This is a genomic window from Aliivibrio logei (assembly GCF_001691055.1).
GTDB classification, from domain to species: Bacteria; Pseudomonadota; Gammaproteobacteria; order Enterobacterales; family Vibrionaceae; genus Aliivibrio; species Aliivibrio salmonicida.
Genome location: NZ_MAJU01000004.1, coordinates 355,615 through 374,022 on the forward strand (window position 1 = coordinate 355,615; position 18,408 = coordinate 374,022).

Here is an 18,408-nt window from a genome sequence, read left to right on the forward strand (position 1 = left end):
AACCTAAAGATCCATAAGATATAGAGGCAGGTAAAGAGATAAACGCCACAAGAATTTTGATGGTTATAGAGATCGCCGCTGATTAGTTATATTAGATTTACCATCTTAAAAACCGTACAATTAACGCTATATTTTTAGTGCTACTTTACGTAGTTCGCATGAAAAAAGATAGGTAGACAAGTTTGCATACATTAGCGCAGTTACAATCCGGTGAGTTACAAGGCATTACTCGACTTCAATTAAGCGAGAACTTAACAACGTTCCCCCTTGAGATTTTGTCTCTTTCTGATTCATTAGAAATCTTAGATTTATCGAATAATCAATTAACGACGCTACCAAAAGAAATCACCCAATTACCTAAATTGAAAATATTCTTTGCATCAAACAACCCGTTTACTGAATTTCCTAAGGTACTTGCACACTGTGAAAACCTAGAAATGGTTGGCTTTAAATCATGCCAAATTAGTGACGTCCCTGAAAACGCGTTTCCAACAAAATTGCGTTGGTTAATCTTAACCGACAACCAAATTGAAGCATTGCCAAACTCTCTGGGTAATTGCCACTTAATGCAAAAGCTCGCCCTAGCTGGCAATAAGCTAACAACATTACCAAGTAACTTATCTCAGTTATACAACCTTGAATTACTTCGTATTTCGGCCAACCAATTAACCGAATGCCCAGAGCAATTGTTGGATTTACCAAAACTGGCGTGGTTTGCATTTGCGGGTAATCCATTCTGTAAATCGGATTTAAAAGTAAAATCAGTACCTAGCGTAAACTCGGCAAGCTACACATTAGAAAAAGTACTCGGGCAAGGTGCTTCTGGCGTGATTTCTAAAGCACATTGGAATAACGAACAAACGGATTTCCCACAAGACATTGCTGTTAAAGTCTTTAAAGGCGAAGTAACGAGTGATGGCTACCCAGAAGATGAATTACAAGCGTGCTTAAAAGTGGGCAATCACCCAAGCGTAGTGCAATCTTTAGCTCAAGTGAATGAAGATAACTATTTAGCATTAATCATGTCATTGATCCCTGCTCATTATAAGAATCTAGGTTTACCACCAAGTTTAGAAAGCTGTACTCGTGATACTTTCCCTGAAGGGTTTAGCTTGTCGTTAGAACACATCAATAAGATGATTGCAGAAATGCGTAACGTGTTTGAACACCTGCATGATAACCAAGTCTGCCATGGGGATTTATACGCACATAACACGTTGTTTGATGAAGAGGCGAATATTATCTTTGGTGATTTTGGCGCAGCAAGTATGTATCACATGCTGACTGATTCACAACAACAGAAAATCAGAACCATTGAAGAACGCGCTCTGAATTACTTTGTAGACGATTTAATGAGTGTTTGCGTTAAGTAATCATAAAAACAGCCCTTACAGTTAAGGGCTGTTTTTATCTGGTTACTCAACCGTTTAATTAATTAACCAATAACTCTCTTTTTGATTATTGTGAGACAACGTATAAATTAGAGGCTCCCGGTCTTTTTCCATAATCCAAATAATGGTAATTAATTCTTCACAATGATTCGCGACACGAAGTTCAAACTCACCCACTCCTTCGTTTAAATTTCCTTTAAGTAAACACATATCAAAGTCTACTTTAGATAAATCCCCTTTCGCTATACTGTTATCACAGATAGAGATAAATGCTCGTTTGGTCGATGTCTCCGAAATATCCACGTCAATATCAAGATTATAGACAGAATGAAGGCTGTTCTCTGCACCAATTTCTAAATCAAAAACCGACATAGGAGAAGTAGAAGGTGTAGGTGTTTCAGACGGTGAAGACCCAGATGGATTTGTTCCTCCCTGTCCTCCAGAACCGCCACTCTCACTATTACATGCAGCAAGAAGGCTAAGGATAAATATTAAAAATAAGCGATTCACTTTGTTTGTTATACCATTCATAACATTTCTCCTTAATCTATATAGATATTACTAGCCGTGGGATTCACATACCAATCTGGAGCGGTTTGTCCTGTTGCATCTTGAGCAAAATCAGCAAATTGTGGATAAGCCTCTAGAATGCTGACAGATTCTATTGGGTGTTTCCAATCTAATGGAATTTCAATCGCCCATGGAAGGCCGTTACTGGTGTGGAAGTACGTACCATTCCCTGCGTTTGTCGCATCGTCACTTTTCCCAATGTATCCATTATCAAATTTTGACGTTGGCATTTGATTTTTAAGGTGTACTTCTACGTTACGTCCAGGATGCCCACCACTCACTTGCAGCCCATATTCACCATAATAATAACCAGGTGTAGCAAAAATAAATGGGTCGTAAGGGAAGTCCGGCATCTGTGCTTGGGGAATAGGTATCGCCAATGGAATAATTAAAGACCAATTTGGGCGATGATCAGTACCACACCCTGATTCAGTACGGAACATAGTACAACCATCATCTTCTCCTGATTCGGTAAATGACCAGAGATCTTCATGAACAATAAGTACCGCATCTAAAGTGCCACTTTCGAGTACGTCTACATTTTGCAACTCACCATCGATGAATAATTTAACCGAACGAGACTTTATTTTACTTGGGCTGATACCGGGCAAACGAATCGCAAAACCTGAGTGGTAAATGCCACCAAGAGCGGCGATTTTACCTTCAATTTTAAGCTGTATCACTTTATTATTGTGACTAAACTCCGTGTACTTAACATTCATAAGTACGTCATTCATATCGTAGTCACCCACCTTTGGATATTGATCTTCATAAGCGAACGTTGTATACCCAGAGCCTGCTGGATAAAGCTCAACAGAAACCCCTTGATCGGTAACGGTTACGGGATAATCCTCAACTTCACCCGCACTCACCCCTCCATTTGGGCCAATATCATAAGAATGACTTAAACGAAATCGAGCCCAAGTATCCCCACTAAGCGCCCAACTCGGAACCTCAAAGTAAAGCTGATTCTGCCCATCATCAACCCATTCACTGTTCAAGATGATTTCATCGTCATTAAATTCACCGTCTTGATCCCAGTCAATCCAAGCACTAAGTACTCCTTCTCCATCGGCCCCATCAACCTCTGCGTAAATGAAACTTGTTTCTTCAATTTCAAGCGGAACAGGAAAAGAGATACCATCGTCATCATTACTTAAATCGGACGAGTCATCAGAAAGTGGGTACGCATACGCTTCGCTTTCTCCATCAACTATCGCCCCTAATTTTAAACCTGAAATCGCATGACGAGCACCAAAAGAATCATACAATGTGCCATAGGTATCCGGTGCATCACCAAAATCACTGTTTTCATTTTGTCCTACAGGCGCAAACGCACAACGTGCTCCATCATTTGAATTACTTGATGGACCATAAGCAAAAAAAGCCGAGCTAGAATTTGAATCATTTATACTGACGATGTAAATATAACCATTCCCGTTGTTACTAAGATAAAGGTTTCCATCCACATCAAAATACTGTGCTCCAAATGACAAACTATGACCAACACTGCTACTACTGATAACTTGATTTAGCTTGGTACTACCGCCCGTACTTGGATCGATTTTATACAGATAGCCGTAATTATCGACACTGTAAATGATGCCGTCATCTGGGTGGAAAGCCATATCTAGAATACGAAGATTACCAACCGTAGCTGAACTAGCTACTTTAGTCATCTCTAACGTATCGAGGTCAATTCGAAAAAAACCTTTATTGACTCGATAGCCATACCATCCATTTTCAATGGTAGAGACATCACCTACATAGAATGAAGTTGGACCAACCTGCAGATTAGAAACAGACAAAGGGGTTGAAATGAAGTCAGAACCTATTTGAGTAAGCGTTTGCGCACCATAATCCCATCCGTAGATATAATCATCATGAACGTTGTAGCCTATCCCATTAATTTTCCCCTCACCTACTTTCCAAGACAACGTATTATAACTACCTACATCAAGGCTTATGCCATAGGCTACAGGGGTACCAGAAGGATTCTGCACCATAAACGCTTGGCTCGGGCAGGAAGTAAATGGAATGGCGGCTTCTAAGTGAGTACTAAACCCTGACGCGATACTTAATGCAGCAATATAGGGTATTGAATAACTTGGCTTCATAATGTTCCCTCATTTATACTTTGTCTATAATGAGGTGATGCATAGTCTGTACCATTATATCAACCAACTGATTCTAAAAGAATTTATATTACAATTCTCAATATGATAAGCATTAATATTCTTTTTGAGAATCAAACTGATAACATTTTAGTTATATTGTCTATAATTTAATCTATACCTGACGTAAATCTTCACGAGCTGAACTTAAAACTAAACTCAATAAGTACGAGTGCTTCCATATTACGTAACAATTGAGGGTCAACATTAATTAGAGAAACGACCATATAACTGGGATTTACAATGTAAACAGCGTAATTTAAGCTCGCGTCTATATTACCGAAGAGTTAAGCCATGAATACCAACACGCTATCATCAGCAATACCAAATTACATTCTGCGTTTATTGTCAGTAAAAAAACCACTGACGCACAAAAATCATGGCAACTTGCTCTCTATCAACACGATGAAAAAGATAACATTGAAGTGAGTTTCCATCGTCATTAACAACGTTAACACACGTGCATTTTCTATCAATACGAAATAAAAATGGCTTCGATTTGATAGAAAATCGAAGCCATTACCGTATTTTAAAAACTTACGTAATGTTATTTTTGGAACGGATACACTGAACCAAGTTGCATGATCTGCGTTAACTCATCTAATGCTGCACGAGATTCTAATAGCAATTGAGGATCCGCAAGATCGTTGTCTTCAATGCGATCACGATAGTGTTTATCTGCCCACGCATTCAACGTTGAAAATAACATATCATTCATTAATGTCTGTTGGTTTACAGCCTTCTGCTCTGCTTCATTCAATACGACACGTAAACGAAGGCAAGCTGGCCCCCCCCCATTTTGCATACTCTGTTTTAAATCAAAGGTATGTAACTCATCAATGCCACGTTTTTGCTCCACAAGCTCGTTTAAATAAGCCCACACTCTTGGGTTCTCACGACAATGTTGTGGAAGAATGATCAAGGTTTTACCATCCGACTTTGTTACTAATTGGCTATTGAACAAATACGTTTCTACGGCATCTTGAAGAGAGACTTCATCAGTTAGCACCTCAATAACATTAAAGCCAGAACCATAAGAAGCACTTAAATCAGACTTCACTTGTTCTTGATTCAAAAACGCTTGTTGATGACAAAATAACGTATTCTTATTACCGACAGCAATAACATCATTATGGAAAACCCCTTGGTCGATAACATCAGGGTTTTGTTGTGCAAACACAGTAAATTTATCACGCAAACCGTGTGTTCTTGCTATCGCTTCACTGGCTTCCAGTGTTTGTCGCGCAGGGTATTTTTTAGGTGCAGGGTAACGGTCATTAAATGCACTCTTACCAAAAACAAAAAACTCGACACCTTGCTCACCGTACTCATTACAAAAACGCGTATGGTTCGCTGCGCCTTCATCACCAAAGTAATCACTGTGTGGCAAGGCTTCGTGATGTGAGAAGTGTTTTTCATCTGCGAACGTGGCTTTTAGAATATTGCCTGTCACTTCATCTTCAATTGAGCGATGAAATTTATTAATGAGGTTTGCAGGTGTAAAGTGAATTTTTCCATCCGCCGTATCAGAGCTTGGGGATACTGTCGCGGCGTTTGCTGTCCACATACTTGATGCCGAGCTACAAGCCGCGAGTAACTGAGGAGAATATTGATGTGATTGTTGCAATACATTAGCGTCTGACCCAGAAAAACCCAAACGACGTAGCGTAGCAATATCAGGGCGTTCTTGAGGTGCTAATACCCCTTGAACAAACCCCATATCATGCAAAGCTTTCATCTTTTCTAAGCCTTGCTTCACCGCTTGTTTTGGATTGGAGGCACCAGATTTATTATTTTTAGAGGCAATATTTCCAACCGATAAACCACTGTAGTTATGCGTTGGCCCAACAAGACCATCAAAATTCGCTTCAACTGCTTTCATATATTCCCTCATCATTGTTCTGCGTTTTTTCTTGGCTTACCTATAATAAAAGTAATCGTCTAATTCACTCTATTGAGTTTTGTTGATCAAGATACTAGCAAATCTAATTCATTCAGTAGCATTTAATCTCATCAAACAAGCGCACAATCACAACTTTTATTTAACATTTACTCGCTTTTAATTAACTATTCTCTGCAATTAAATAACTATGCAGCTTTTTCTTCTACTTAAAGAACAGTAATAAAATTAATATATTCATAGGTATTTCCTATCAAAATGATAGTTGATAATAATTCTCATTTGCATATACTAATAATCATTCGCATTTACTGATGGCTTTATAATTATGATGACTACTAATTCATTTTCACAATCGTTCTCGTTTTCGCAGTTCTCACTGCAACATAAGCGTCTATTATTGCCTATTACATTACTCGCGTTAGTCGCGGCGGAAACAACACGCACCATTACTGTCACTACTCTTTCTGATGCATTTTGGGCAGTTTCTACTTATGTGGCGTTCACGTTGGTCATTTATCATTACCTATCTAACATTATGGGTAAAACCAACCGCATTACGGCTTTATATAATAAATCTCGCACCAACCAAGTTGTTTTCTCTTCTTTACTTGGTGCATTACCGGGCTGTGGCGGCGCCATCGTTGTTACCACTCAATACATTAGTGGCAAAGTAGGCTTTGGGTCAGTGGTTGCTGTTCTAACGGCTACCATGGGTGATGCGGCTTTCTTATTGATTGCAGCACAACCTAAAATCGGGTTTGGTGTGATGGCGTTAGGTGTGGTTGTGGGTGCCGTATCTGGCATTATTGTAAACGCCTTGCATAAAGACGACTTCTTACGTCCAGAAGCGAAAGAAATTGTAGAACCTAAACGTGATATTCCTTGCTTACAAGTTAAAGCTATTAATCTACAAGGTGCATTTTGGAAGTGGGTATTAGTTCCTGCGACTGTCGTTGCGGTGTTAGGCTCTTTCCAAGTCGATATTAACCAATTACTTCATGTTCCTGAGCACACGATTGAGTGGATTGGAGCTGCGTTAGCCATTGGTAGTATGTTGTTATGGTCATTAACCAAAGAGATCAGTGACTATCAATCAACGGTTTCTGAAGACAATAAATGTGTGACTTCTCATCCGATTCAAAAAGCGGCACAAGACACTAACTTTGTCTCTGCTTGGGTGATTGTCGCTTTCTTAGTTTTTGAACTGACTACCTATTTCTCAGGTGTCGATTTACACACCGTATTCTTAGGTTACGGTATGTGGATGCCTTTAATTGGTTTAGCGATTGGTTTATTACCGGGCTGTGGTCCTCAGATATTAGTCACTAGTCTGTATCTATCTGGCGCAATGCCGATGTCTGCACAGCTTTCAAATGCAATTTCAAATGATGGCGATGCACTTTTCCCAGCGATTGCATTAGCACCAAAAGCGGCAATGGTCGCGACCTTCTACTCAGCAGTCCCTGCCTTTGTGGTTGGTTATGGTTACTACTTCTTATTTGAAATGTAACCCGTAGACCTTAATATCATAAAGCGAACTATAGCGAATAAAAGAAAGGCGGCAGTATAATACTGTCGCCTTTTTTCAAATAGATAATTTATAAATACAATTACTTAGGTTGCTTTTTTAATACCATATCAATATCTTCAGCAGAATGACGCTCTGGTACTTGCTCCCATTCTTCACCCCAAGAACGATTAACAATTTTCCCTCTCTGTACTGCCTTACGCTCTGAAATCGTTTTTGCCCATTCAACAACATGCACATAGCTTTCTACATCTAAAAACTCGGCCGCATCGTAAATATTGCCAAGCACGAGATTGCCGTACCATGGCCAAATCGCGATATCAGCAATGCTGTATTCGTCTCCCGCAATAAACTTATTCTTTGCCAATTGCTTATCAAGTACATCCAATTGACGTTTAGTTTCCATCGTAAAACGGTTAATTGGGTATTCGAACTTCTCTGGTGCATATGCGTAAAAATGCCCAAAGCCACCACCAAGATAAGGGGCAGATCCTTGCAACCAAAACAGCCAGTTCATGACTTCGGTACGTGCCGCAATGTCTTTTGGTAAAAAATGACCAAATTTATCGGCTAAATAAAGTAAAATAGCCCCTGATTCAAACACATGAAGTTCAGGATCGACCGAATGATCAACCAACGCTGGGATCTTTGAATTCGGATTAATATCGACAAAGCCTGATGAGAATTGATTACCTTCTCCGATATTAATCAAATACGCATCGTATTCAGCGTCAACAACACCTAAAGCCAAAAGCTCCTCAAGCATGATGGTTACTTTTTGTCCATTTGGAGTAGCTAAGGAATACAGCTGTAATGCATGTTCACCAATAGGCAGCGCCTTCTCATGTCTTGCACCAGAATCAGCACGATTAATGCTTGCCCATTGGCCGCCATTTTCAGCGTCTACCGTCCACACTTGTGGCGGTGTATATTCATTTGTCATTATAATTCCTTATCCATTTAGGAGATCAAGTGAGTTACTATTTAATATAGACAACTTTTTAATAATGCTACGGTTCCTTCTGACTTTTCATAATCAATAGGAAGATCCGTTAGCTCCTCTCCTTGTTTTAAAAACAAAGACGGAAAACCACGTCGACCAATCGAGCGAGAAAAAGCGATCTCATCTAATAACATTTGATGGACTTCAGGAGAAAATAACGCCGATTCAAATTGTGCAACGTTTAAACCAATGTTTCTAGCGCACTCAATAAGCACCTCATTATCACTTGGATTTTTGGCATTTAAGTAATAAGCGTGTTGAATTGACTCAAGCATTGCCTGCTCTGCACCTTGAGAGCGAGCGGCAAGAATGGCTCGACAAGAAGGGTATGTTGAACGACGAGGCGTATTCTGCGCCCAAAAATCATGATTAAACGTAGTACCTAAATAATTTTCTATTTTTTGCCAATATGACGCAATTTGCGTTTGCATCTCTTGTGGCATCGGTTCATCTGAATCAGGCGCTAATCCACCGAGCACATAAACGATATCAACATCCTTTGAGATCGTTTGCTTAATTTTTTCCCATATTGGTTTGTAACCCCAACACCACGAACACATTGGATCATACACGTAGTAAAGTATTGCTTTGTTTGTCGACATATCCTTATTCCCTTATTTTTTTATTCCTTTAACCATTTCATCATATGGGATGCATTACCTAATAGCAAAGTTCTGCATAACAGAATAGAATCGCATCTCTCACTGTTGAGCTTGTGTTCATTTATTAATACAAAGGTTGGCTATGTATACATTTTTTGGTTCGTTGGCTTTTGTTATTTGGGGTTTAGTCCCTATCTATTTTCATCAAATAGGCAACATTGATCCCGCGTTAATATTGGCAAATCGAATCTTTTGGTCTGCCGCTATTTTGATGATTATCTTATTCATAAAACCAACATTGCTTGATCGCAGCCAATGCACAAAAAAGAACATCGCGCTGGCTGCTGTCGCTGGTATATTCATGAATTTATCGTGGGTAGGTTTTGTATATGCCACTACCATTAATAACATTATGGCTGCCTCATTGGCGTTTTATATTACGCCAGTATTGGTCTTTTTTATGGGATTTATGTTCTTCAAAGAGACGATTAAATTACCTCAAAAAATGGCGTTAGTTTTAATGGTGCTCGCGATTGTGACTTATGTTCTTTTAGATAAACAATTACCGCTATTGAGTTTGGGAATTTCACTCTTTTTTGCTAGTTACATTGCCACCAAGAAATTGATCAAACTGAATACCTTTGGGGGCATTTTCTTTGAGCATATCGTCTTTGCTCCACTGGCGTTGTGGTACATCACTACTCATTCATCTGATATTGCTTTGATGGATTGGGGAAAATTAATGGGAACAGCACCCTTGCAACTCATTCCCATTTTATTGCTCAGTGTGTCGTTACTAAAAACCCCCTTAAGTAAGATCAGCCTATTACAGTATATTGAGCCGACGTTTCATCTTGCCTTAGCGGTATGGATTTACCATGAACCAATCTCAAACGGCCAAAAATACGCGCTTATTCTTGTGATACTCTCGATTATGGTTTCAAGTATTAAAACCCGAAAATCAACACCTAAAGAAGTCATCAATAAAAGCTAATAGGCAGATGAAAATCCAATTCAAATTGTTCGTTTTCATTAAGAAAATGATTTTGATGATAACGAACAAACGCTGGTGTCGATCTCAGTTTAAAGCCTGACGCTGGCAACCACTTCTCTAATACCGTACTGATCTGTGGCAATAATTGCCCATACACGCCATGCAAACGAAACACCGCATGCAAACCACCGGGGATCACCATTTGGTTTACAACACCTCGGTATTTCAGCGGTTTATCTATTGCAATACAAGCAACATAACGACACTTATTCAAATCGACCCACGCAGGGTTTGAATGATGCAAACCAAATTGGGTCGAGAAGTCTCGGTTCTCTGAATTCGCCCACGCTTTAAGTATTAACCACGCGTTTCTGATAGAGCGGTTATAACCGTCATGTCGAACATAGGCGGCTAATAACTCGGGGACTTCAATAATTTTAGGCGGCGGTAAATCTCTATCAGCAACCGCCAAGTACCCTGCTGCAATTTCTGGATCTTTTAAATACGGCTTATCTGATATTTGTAAATCATGCTTACGCCACTCTCCCGGAGACATATCAAACGTGGCTTTAAATGCACGACTGAATGAAGACAGTGAACTAAAACCACAGGTATTCGCAATATCGAGCACGGTAGAAGTGGTGTCAAACATTAACTGATTTGCTGCATATTCCATGCGTGTTCGACGAATATACTGATGAATAGACTCCCCAACCACTTGTTTAAAGATGCGATGAAAATGCTGCTCTGAATACGCAGCCACATCCGCAAGCTCTTTTACGGCAAGTTCTTGGCTGATATCTTGATGAATATAAAACAAGACATCATTAATTCTGGATATGTGTTGTTGGCTCATTAATTAAAAATAGCATAAATGGACATATTTATAAGCATAAACGGACAAACATAGTTAAGCAACGCCTTGTACTATCAAGAGAGAAAAATAAATTGAATATTATGGGAACACATATGGAAATCGCTTATTCACTGCAACAGATCCAATCTTCTTACATCCGAGAGATCTTAGCCGCAGCCACTGACAAGAATGTCATCTCATTAGCAGGTGGATTACCTGATCAAGAGACGTTCCCAATTGATTTGATGAAACCAACCTTAGAAAGTCTGTCTGATATGCCAGAAGTCTTTCAATACGGGGCAACCGCAGGTTATGGACCTCTGTTGGCGCTTCTAACAGAGACCTACCAATTACCAGAGACACACATGCCTATGATTTGTACGGGTTCTCAACAAGGCTTAGACCTTATCGCTCGTGCTTATGTAAACCCAAATGATACCGTTGTAATGGAAGCGCCTAGTTACCTTGGTGCAATGCAAGTGTTTGGTTTAGTTCAAGCCAATATCGCGACCGTTTCTCAAACGGATTTTGGCCCAAACCTTGAAGAACTAGAACAATGCTTTATTCAAGATTCACCAAAAATGTTTTACGCCGTGCCTGATTTCCATAATCCAACAGGGGTTTGTTGGTCATTAGAAACACGTAAAAAAGTGGCTGAGCTTTGTATTCAATACAAGGTTGCATTTATTGAAGATGCCCCTTACCGTGAACTTCGATTTACTGGTGAAGCACTTCCAATGGTGTCCACTTTCTGCCCACAAGATTCTATCGTGTTACGTTCATTCTCAAAGATTGCTTCTCCGGGTTTACGAATTGGTGCAGTTACAGGCAAGAAAAGCTACTTAGAACCATTGATTAAAGTGAAACAAGGCGCTGATTTACACTCAAGCGTGCCTATGCAAGCGTTGCTTGTTGGTTTACTTAAACATGAAAAATTTGAACAGCACATGGAAAGAATTCAAACGTTATACAAAGAACGTTATGACGTGCTGTTTGCTGAACTCAAAAAACAACTTCCTTCATCTTGCGAGCTTAAACCCGTAGATGGCGGCATGTTCATTTGGCTATCTCTGCCAGATTGCGACACGTTTGAGTTAGCAAAAACATTAATTGGCAATGGCGTTGCGGTTGTACCTAGCCCAGTATTTTATCCAAATCCAGAAAACAGCCCTGCGGCATTACGATTAAACTTCACCAATGCAAAACCAAAAGAATTGGTTGAAGCCGTAACTCGCTTAGCTAAAGTATTAAACAAGACATTGAATTAGTGCTAATCTGATAAATACCTCAATAAGTGAAGTAGTATAAATATGAAAATATTCAGCAATTTTGAAAGTGGAAATATCCATGTAGTAGCGGCGAATACGCCAGATGATATCCAACTGACTATTCCTGCCGATAATCAAACTGAGATCGCTCAGTGGTTTCATTTTCGCTTAGAAAGCCAGCCTCAACAACAGCATTCATTTAAGATTCTAGGTCTAGCAAAATCAGCTTACCCAGAAGGTTGGCAAGATTACGATGTGGTTGCTTCTTACGATCGTGAAGAGTGGTTCCGCATTCCAACAGAATTTGATGGTGATACGTTAAGCTTTAACGTGATGCCTGAGTACCGTTCAATGTACTTCGCGTACTTTGCACCTTACTCGTACGATCGTCACCAAGATTTATTGCACGGTGCACAAACGCACCACAGCTGCCAATTAGAAACTCTGGGCGTTACGTTGGATAACAACGACATCAGTATTCTAACGATTGGTGAGCCAGAAGAAGGCAAAAAGAACATTTGGATCACCGGCCGTCAACACCCTGGTGAAACAATGGCAGAATGGTTCATTGAAGGTCTATTATCTCGTTTATTAGATGAAACTGACACCGTTGGCCGTGCTCTACTTGATACCGCAGTATTCCACATCGTTCCTAACATGAACCCAGATGGCAGTATCCGTGGACACCTACGCACTAACGGCATTGGCGTGAACTTAAACCGTGAATGGCAAACGCCGTCAATGGAAAGATCACCTGAAGTATTCTTAGTTCGCGAACGTATGTTAGCGACGGGCGTTGATATGTTCTTAGACATTCACGGCGATGAAGCGATTCCATACAACTTCGTTGCCGGTGGTGAAGGCATTCCTTCTTACAATGAACGCATTGCGAAACTAGAAACCACATTCAAGCAAGCATTACTGGTTATCACGCCAGAATTCCAAGATGACATTGGCTACGATAAAGACGCACCGGGTACAGCAAACTTAACCGTTGGCTCTAACTGGGTAGGCGAACAATTCAAATGTCTTTCTTATACTGTTGAAATGCCATTTAAAGATCATATTAGCCACGCTGATGAGCTGTATGGCTGGTCTCCAGAGCGAAGCGTTGCCTTTGGTCAAGACGTATTAGCTGCCGTTTGGGCAACCGTTGGCGAGCTTTAATTAGCCACTAGCATCCCCAAACCGACAGGTTATAAAATGAAAAAAGCCGATCTTATGATCGGCTTTTTTGTGTCGTAATCATTTTCTACCTTAATGAGATAACGCGACGTTACGATAGAAATATTTTTCACACAATTGAGGGCTTAATCTTCTCACGCCCGCAGCAATGACTGATATAACTACAACAGAAAAGACTAATCTTCCCCAAAAAATCGTAGTAAAATCCGCCCCGATTAATAGGATCAATAACGTATCTTCTATTAAACTGTGCAGTAAATTGAGTAGCATAATGGCAGTAAACACGTCTCTTGCGGGTATATGTCCGGTTTTTGCTTCATTAATCAATAATCCCCCACCAAACGACAACCCTAATGTAATGCCAATAATGGTTAAGTTGGTCGCCTCTTTACTGATCCCTAGTATTTTTAAAAAAGGTCTCAATAGAACAGCCATCAGTTTCTCAATTCCAAGTAATTTCAGAATTTTCAACGTAAACAATAGCCCAGAAATAACCAAAAAAATAACCCCGAAGTTTTTAACTTGTCCAATTCCCCATGCAAGATAACCAGTATCGGTTACAGCATCAGGTTGCCACAAGGTCACTGCTGGTTGATTAAGATAGTCACCCGTTTGATAAGTCTGGTGGAGTAACCACGCAAGAACAAAACTACCACCAATCCTAATAAGTAAGGTCATAGATAAATTCACCCCTGCTTTTTTCGCTATCGCCGCTTCAATCGGCAACGAGTGGGCTAATAGCATCATGCTGCCTAATATAGAGACTTGAGCCACACTTAATGGCATATCTGTATTAATAAAAACGATTAGCCCACCATAAATATTGGTTAATAACGTCGTTGCCCATACCAAGCCCATTTCCTTTGGCAAACCGACCGTTTCCATTAAAGGGCTTAACAGGTTACTAAGGAGTATGATCCCTCCCATCTCTTCCACTATTTTAATAAGAATAATGATTGGTATCATAATCTTAAATAGTGTCCACGTTACGTTGATAATGTCTCGAATGAGCTCTTTGAAAAAATGAAGAAAAAGATTCATATCATGTCCATATGCTAATACAGTAAGACTCTATTCTATCAACTTAACCGTGACGTATATTTCAAAAACAACCACAAACAGTGCAGAAGATTTCTTATTTAAATTATAATAAGAAATATTACCCGCTCAAAATAGAGATATAAGAAATTATGGAATTAGACAGAATTGATCGTAATATCTTAGTTCGATTACAAAAAAATAATCGAATACCCAATATTGAATTAGCCGAGCTTGTCGGTCTATCGGCTCCTGCTTGTTTGAAGCGCATAAAAAGATTACGCGATCAGGACGTCATTATTGGAGATGTCTCCATCGTTAATCCTGAATTAGTGGGCAAGAAATTAACCTTCTTAGTTTCAGTTGAAATGGAGCGAGACCGTGGTGATATATATAAAAACTTCCGTCAATCAATGACGGCATCACCAGAAATAACCCAATGTTATCAAATATCTGGCAATTACGATTTCATGTTGATCCTCATAGTTGAAGATATACAAGCCTATGAGCATTTTGTTGAGCGGGTCCTTCATACTGATTTGAATATTCGGAAATTTCATACTTCCATCTCATTAAGAACAATCAAATTCTCTACAGAGATTCAAATCACAGAATAAATACGATACTTAGTTTCAGAGATAAAAAAACCAATCTTATGATCGGCTTTTTTATGTCTGTTCTATACGTACCACACTCAGGTTTATTGAATAATGGGCATTTGTTGCCACGCTCTGTCATGTAGCATTTCACACCCTGATTCAGTGATAACGATATTTTCTTCGTGCACCATCATACGATTAGGCGCAAAAGCCATTCCCGGCTCTAAGGTTAAAATCATGCCGGGTTTCAACTCAACATCTCCGTTAGGCACATTTGAGGGCCATTCCGTTAGCTGCATTCCTAATCCATGCCCCATCCGTCCAACATCATTCCCTAATGCTCCGGCCTCCTCAAGAACCGACCACATGGCTTGCCACACCTCCCCGGTAGTTCTTCCCGGCGCCGCTATTTGTAATCCCGCTTCCGTCGAAGCATAAACGGCATCATACGCATCAATTGTCTCTTGAGCTATTTGACCAAAACCGTAATTACGATCGAAGTCGCTGAAATAGCCATCAAAATTCGCCCCTGTATCAATAATAAGGACATCGCCTTCATTTAATACTCGATCCGTTGGTCCCATAATAATATTGTCGTAGCCCCCCAGGCCTGATGCCGAGATCAAATACGGACACGCATCGGCACCTAGACGCAACATTTCTAAGTGCATTGCTTTACAAGCTTCACGTTCTGTCATGCCTACCGTAAGATGAGTTCGTAAATAGTCAAACCCTGCCGCCGTCACTTGACAAGCAAACCGAATTTTCTCAATTTCGGCCATCGATTTAATACTCCGAAGATGACGTATAATCAACGAAACATCGACCATATCATGCTGACGAAGTCGCTGTTGAAGAGCGGTAAAGTTTGCAATCGGCATTCTCAAATGCGTTTCAGGCCCTAGCATCGCCCCTAATCGACGAGCGCCCGTGCTCACTTCAGCTAACGTGGAAGCTAGCAAGGTTATTCCATCATCTTCTGGCCTTGGAGATGGCCAACTGCGCACATCATCAATCCACGTAGTGTCAAACCCAGAAACACCAATCTCAGGGACGACCGCTATCGGCTTCCCAATCGCAGGAATAACCAAAAACCACGGCCTTGTTGGACTCTCCCAAAACTGCGATTTAAAACCACTAAAATAACGAAATTCAGGTTCCGTTGTAAAAAACACCGCATCAATATTCTGCTCACACATAGATTGTTGCAATAGAGCTGTGCGTTGTTCAAATTCTATAAATTCAAACCCTCTCGCCGGAGAAATCAAAGGCAATGTACTCATTATATTCATCCTTTATTGAGTCAATATTCGATCATCAGACCGCATTAATTAAACAGCACATCTCGTGGAAATAAGGCAATACTCGGAAAGAATATCAACAACGCAGACATAAACAGTAAAATTAAGAAGAAAGGCAATGTTCCACGAATCACTTCCATGTAAGGCCTTTCAAAAATCGCAATCGCTGTAAATATATCGCAACCAAAAGGTGGCGTCGCAGAGCCAATCGCCATTTGCAGAGTCACCATAACCCCAACTAAAATTGGATCTAACCCTGCCCCATTAACGATAGGCATAAAGATTGGCGTCAAAATCAACAACACGACCAATGAATCGACGAACATACAGCCGACAAAGAAACACAACGCAATCACAAACAGAATGTACTCTTGTGACGCGTTTTCAAGATCCAACGGCGCCAGCAACTCTTGAGGTATTTGTTCGAACGAGATATACCATGAAAATGCCTGTCCTATTCCGACCAATATAAAAACAACGGCCGTAATGAGTCCCGTACTTAACGCCGCATCACAAATGTCTTTTACTTTCAATTTACGATAGAAAATACATTCCACAATAATCGCATACAACACGGCAAATGAAGCGGCTTCTGTCGGTGTCACGATGCCAGAATAAATACCACCAATGATAAGAGTCGGAAAGCCTAGCGGTAAAATCGCTTTTTTAATTGCGATGATTTTTTCTTCTATTGTGGTCTTATCAACTAACGTCAGACTGTCGCTGTGCTTCACACTGTAAGCGTAACTGTACAATGAGAATAATCCCGCCAGAACCAAACCAGGCCCAATACCCGCAATAAACAACTCACCGACACTCGCGTTGGCTAAGGTTCCATACAAAATCAGCCCAATACTTGGTGGGATCAAAAAGGCAATGTCACTGGCATTAATGATTAGCGCCATGACAAAACTGTCTTTATAACCTGCTTGAAGTAATTTCGGACGCATAATTTGCCCAACAGACACGACGGTGGCTTGTGTTGAACCTGACACTGACCCAAATAGCGTACAACTAATACAGGTTGTAATCGGTAATCCACCACGTAAATGACCGACGAACGCTTGAATTAAACCTAATAAATTCAGAGCCGTATGCCCCCGAGTCATGATATCGGCAGCAAGAATAAACATAGGTACTGCAATCAACGCGTTGGGTGAAATACCCGTGACCATTTGCTGGATAATGACTTCAGGATCAACTTGTGAAAAGTGAATCAACCCGATTAACGCACCGACTGCCAAAGGAACAATCATAGGAAAACTCAAGAAAAGCAATACCACCATCACAACCACTAAGGTAAATGTGATGACGTAAATATCGGGTTCACCAGCAATGATGTCTGAGAAAAACTGCATAACTCCGCTCATTACAACTCACCTACTTTATCGTTTTTATTTTCAATCACATCAAAAGACAAATAAATCTCTTTATGAATCAGATTCATGAGAAAACTTATCCCATATTGCAAACCCGCTATCGCTAACCCTATTGGGATAATCGCATAAACCCAATACACGGGGATCTGCAATGCAGGGCTTAATCTGTTCAAGTTTTTCAATTCTTCAACATATAAAAAGGCTTGGTAGGCAAGATAAAACATCAACATAGAAGTGAATAGAGCAATGAGTGTGGTTAGGTATTTTTGTGCTCGTAAACCGAGTGAATCATACACCGCAGTCATGCGAATATTGCGGCCTTTTCTTACGGCATACGCGAAGCCGATAAAGGTAACCGCCACTATCAAAAACTGATTCAATTCTTCAGAAAAGAAGATACTTTTATTGAAGGCGTAACGGCCAATGGCATTCGCCGTAGAATTCATCATCATAACGAGAATGGCGGTCATAATTAAAAAGCGTTCTAACTTCTCAGTCACCGCACTGATTTTATGTAACAAGTCTTTCATAACACGCTGAGCTCCATACAACAATCAGCAATACCTTTACCTAACCATATTCAGTCAACAATAAACCGCTTATAAATAGATAAAGGT

At 40.2% G+C, this 18,408-nt stretch carries 16 protein-coding genes; 6 read left to right on the plus strand and 10 right to left on the minus strand.

Going from position 1 to position 18,408, the window contains the following annotated elements:
- Positions 1-182 precede the first annotated feature (182 nt).
- Positions 183-1,373: a leucine-rich repeat-containing protein kinase family protein gene (locus tag A6E04_RS01870; RefSeq protein ID WP_065609605.1), complete on the plus strand. Its 1,191-nt coding sequence runs from the start codon at positions 183-185 to the stop codon at positions 1,371-1,373.
- A gap of 54 nt (positions 1,374-1,427) precedes the next feature.
- On the opposite strand, the gene A6E04_RS01875 is transcribed toward A6E04_RS01870, so the two are convergent.
- The 3 genes from A6E04_RS01875 to astB all read right to left on the minus strand — a co-directional run bounded on the left by A6E04_RS01875 (position 1,428) and on the right by astB (position 6,017).
- Positions 1,428-1,922, minus strand: a complete 495-nt coding sequence (locus tag A6E04_RS01875) for a hypothetical protein (protein WP_017021936.1) — start codon at positions 1,920-1,922, stop codon at positions 1,428-1,430.
- An 11-nt stretch (positions 1,923-1,933) separates the two neighbouring features.
- Entirely contained in the window at positions 1,934-4,078 is a 2,145-nt protein-coding gene (locus tag A6E04_RS01880) for an LruC domain-containing protein (RefSeq protein WP_065609607.1), read from the minus strand.
- A 604-nt stretch (positions 4,079-4,682) separates the two neighbouring features.
- Positions 4,683-6,017, minus strand: a complete 1,335-nt coding sequence (gene astB / locus A6E04_RS01885) for an N-succinylarginine dihydrolase (RefSeq protein WP_065609609.1) — start codon at positions 6,015-6,017, stop codon at positions 4,683-4,685.
- Positions 6,018-6,363: 346 nt separating this feature from the next.
- Here astB and A6E04_RS01890 point away from each other — a divergent pair, with 346 nt between their 5' ends.
- On the plus strand, positions 6,364-7,548 hold the full coding sequence (locus tag A6E04_RS01890) for a putative manganese transporter (protein ID WP_065609611.1): 1,185 nt from the start codon (positions 6,364-6,366) through the stop codon (positions 7,546-7,548).
- A 100-nt stretch (positions 7,549-7,648) separates the two neighbouring features.
- On the opposite strand, the gene yghU is transcribed toward A6E04_RS01890, so the two are convergent.
- Entirely contained in the window at positions 7,649-8,509 is an 861-nt protein-coding gene (gene yghU, locus A6E04_RS01895) for a glutathione-dependent disulfide-bond oxidoreductase (RefSeq protein WP_065609613.1), read from the minus strand.
- A 41-nt stretch (positions 8,510-8,550) separates the two neighbouring features.
- Positions 8,551-9,171 (minus strand): DsbA family protein, encoded by a 621-nt coding sequence (locus A6E04_RS01900; RefSeq protein ID WP_017021941.1) that lies wholly within the window; start codon positions 9,169-9,171, stop codon positions 8,551-8,553.
- Between the two features lie 142 nt (positions 9,172-9,313).
- Here A6E04_RS01900 and A6E04_RS01905 point away from each other — a divergent pair, with 142 nt between their 5' ends.
- Entirely contained in the window at positions 9,314-10,165 is an 852-nt protein-coding gene (locus A6E04_RS01905) for an EamA family transporter (RefSeq protein ID WP_017021942.1), read from the plus strand.
- On the opposite strand, the gene A6E04_RS01910 is transcribed toward A6E04_RS01905, so the two are convergent.
- The gene (locus A6E04_RS01910) at positions 10,152-11,021 is read right to left on the minus strand and encodes an AraC family transcriptional regulator (protein ID WP_065609614.1); all 870 of its coding nucleotides are present in this window, start codon (positions 11,019-11,021) and stop codon (positions 10,152-10,154) included. The genes A6E04_RS01905 and A6E04_RS01910 overlap by 14 nt on opposite strands.
- A 113-nt stretch (positions 11,022-11,134) precedes the next feature.
- Between A6E04_RS01910 and A6E04_RS01915 the strand changes: the two genes are divergently transcribed.
- Positions 11,135-12,289 carry an aminotransferase-like domain-containing protein gene (locus A6E04_RS01915; protein WP_023602955.1) on the plus strand — a complete coding sequence of 385 codons (1,155 nt, stop codon included), beginning with the start codon at positions 11,135-11,137 and terminating at the stop codon, positions 12,287-12,289.
- Positions 12,290-12,331: 42 nt separating this feature from the next.
- On the plus strand, positions 12,332-13,456 hold the full coding sequence (locus tag A6E04_RS01920) for a M14 family metallopeptidase (RefSeq protein WP_012551504.1): 1,125 nt from the start codon (positions 12,332-12,334) through the stop codon (positions 13,454-13,456).
- A 90-nt stretch (positions 13,457-13,546) separates the two neighbouring features.
- Here A6E04_RS01920 and A6E04_RS01925 read toward each other — a convergent pair whose 3' ends face one another.
- Positions 13,547-14,515 (minus strand): hypothetical protein, encoded by a 969-nt coding sequence (locus A6E04_RS01925; protein WP_065609616.1) that lies wholly within the window; start codon positions 14,513-14,515, stop codon positions 13,547-13,549.
- A 149-nt stretch (positions 14,516-14,664) separates the two neighbouring features.
- On the opposite strand from A6E04_RS01925, the gene A6E04_RS01930 reads away from it, so the two are divergent.
- Positions 14,665-15,129, plus strand: a complete 465-nt coding sequence (locus tag A6E04_RS01930) for an Lrp/AsnC family transcriptional regulator (RefSeq protein ID WP_017021947.1) — start codon at positions 14,665-14,667, stop codon at positions 15,127-15,129.
- Positions 15,130-15,212: 83 nt separating this feature from the next.
- Here the strand turns inward: A6E04_RS01930 and A6E04_RS01935 are convergent, their stop codons facing one another.
- The 3 genes from A6E04_RS01935 to A6E04_RS01945 are packed head-to-tail and all read right to left on the minus strand — an operon-like array spanning position 15,213 to position 18,321.
- A complete protein-coding gene (locus tag A6E04_RS01935) occupies positions 15,213-16,394 on the minus strand; it encodes a M24 family metallopeptidase (RefSeq protein WP_065609618.1) in 1,182 nt (393 codons plus the stop codon).
- 44 nt (positions 16,395-16,438) lie between these two features.
- Entirely contained in the window at positions 16,439-17,782 is a 1,344-nt protein-coding gene (locus A6E04_RS01940) for a TRAP transporter large permease (RefSeq protein WP_065609620.1), read from the minus strand.
- On the minus strand, positions 17,782-18,321 hold the full coding sequence (locus A6E04_RS01945) for a TRAP transporter small permease (RefSeq protein ID WP_065609622.1): 540 nt from the start codon (positions 18,319-18,321) through the stop codon (positions 17,782-17,784). Before A6E04_RS01945 ends, A6E04_RS01940 begins: the two co-directional genes overlap by 1 nt.
- Positions 18,322-18,408: the final 87 nt, after the last annotated feature.

Bases quoted from the DNA above. Each gene is read 5' to 3' on its own strand.
- A6E04_RS01875 (WP_017021936.1), bottom strand. From the start codon at position 1,922: ATGAATGGTATAACAAACAAAGTGAATCGCTTATTTTTAATATTTATC.
- A6E04_RS01880 (WP_065609607.1), bottom strand. From the start codon at position 4,078: ATGAAGCCAAGTTATTCAATACCCTATATTGCTGCATTAAGTATCGCG.
- astB (WP_065609609.1), bottom strand. From the start codon at position 6,017: ATGAAAGCAGTTGAAGCGAATTTTGATGGTCTTGTTGGGCCAACGCAT.
- A6E04_RS01890 (WP_065609611.1), top strand. From the start codon at position 6,364: ATGATGACTACTAATTCATTTTCACAATCGTTCTCGTTTTCGCAGTTC.
- yghU (WP_065609613.1), bottom strand. From the start codon at position 8,509: ATGACAAATGAATATACACCGCCACAAGTGTGGACGGTAGACGCTGAA.
- A6E04_RS01900 (WP_017021941.1), bottom strand. From the start codon at position 9,171: ATGTCGACAAACAAAGCAATACTTTACTACGTGTATGATCCAATGTGT.
- A6E04_RS01905 (WP_017021942.1), top strand. From the start codon at position 9,314: ATGTATACATTTTTTGGTTCGTTGGCTTTTGTTATTTGGGGTTTAGTC.
- A6E04_RS01910 (WP_065609614.1), bottom strand. From the start codon at position 11,021: ATGAGCCAACAACACATATCCAGAATTAATGATGTCTTGTTTTATATT.
- A6E04_RS01915 (WP_023602955.1), top strand. From the start codon at position 11,135: ATGGAAATCGCTTATTCACTGCAACAGATCCAATCTTCTTACATCCGA.
- A6E04_RS01920 (WP_012551504.1), top strand. From the start codon at position 12,332: ATGAAAATATTCAGCAATTTTGAAAGTGGAAATATCCATGTAGTAGCG.
- A6E04_RS01925 (WP_065609616.1), bottom strand. From the start codon at position 14,515: ATGAATCTTTTTCTTCATTTTTTCAAAGAGCTCATTCGAGACATTATC.
- A6E04_RS01930 (WP_017021947.1), top strand. From the start codon at position 14,665: ATGGAATTAGACAGAATTGATCGTAATATCTTAGTTCGATTACAAAAA.
- A6E04_RS01935 (WP_065609618.1), bottom strand. From the start codon at position 16,394: ATGAGTACATTGCCTTTGATTTCTCCGGCGAGAGGGTTTGAATTTATA.
- A6E04_RS01940 (WP_065609620.1), bottom strand. From the start codon at position 17,782: ATGAGCGGAGTTATGCAGTTTTTCTCAGACATCATTGCTGGTGAACCC.
- A6E04_RS01945 (WP_065609622.1), bottom strand. From the start codon at position 18,321: ATGAAAGACTTGTTACATAAAATCAGTGCGGTGACTGAGAAGTTAGAA.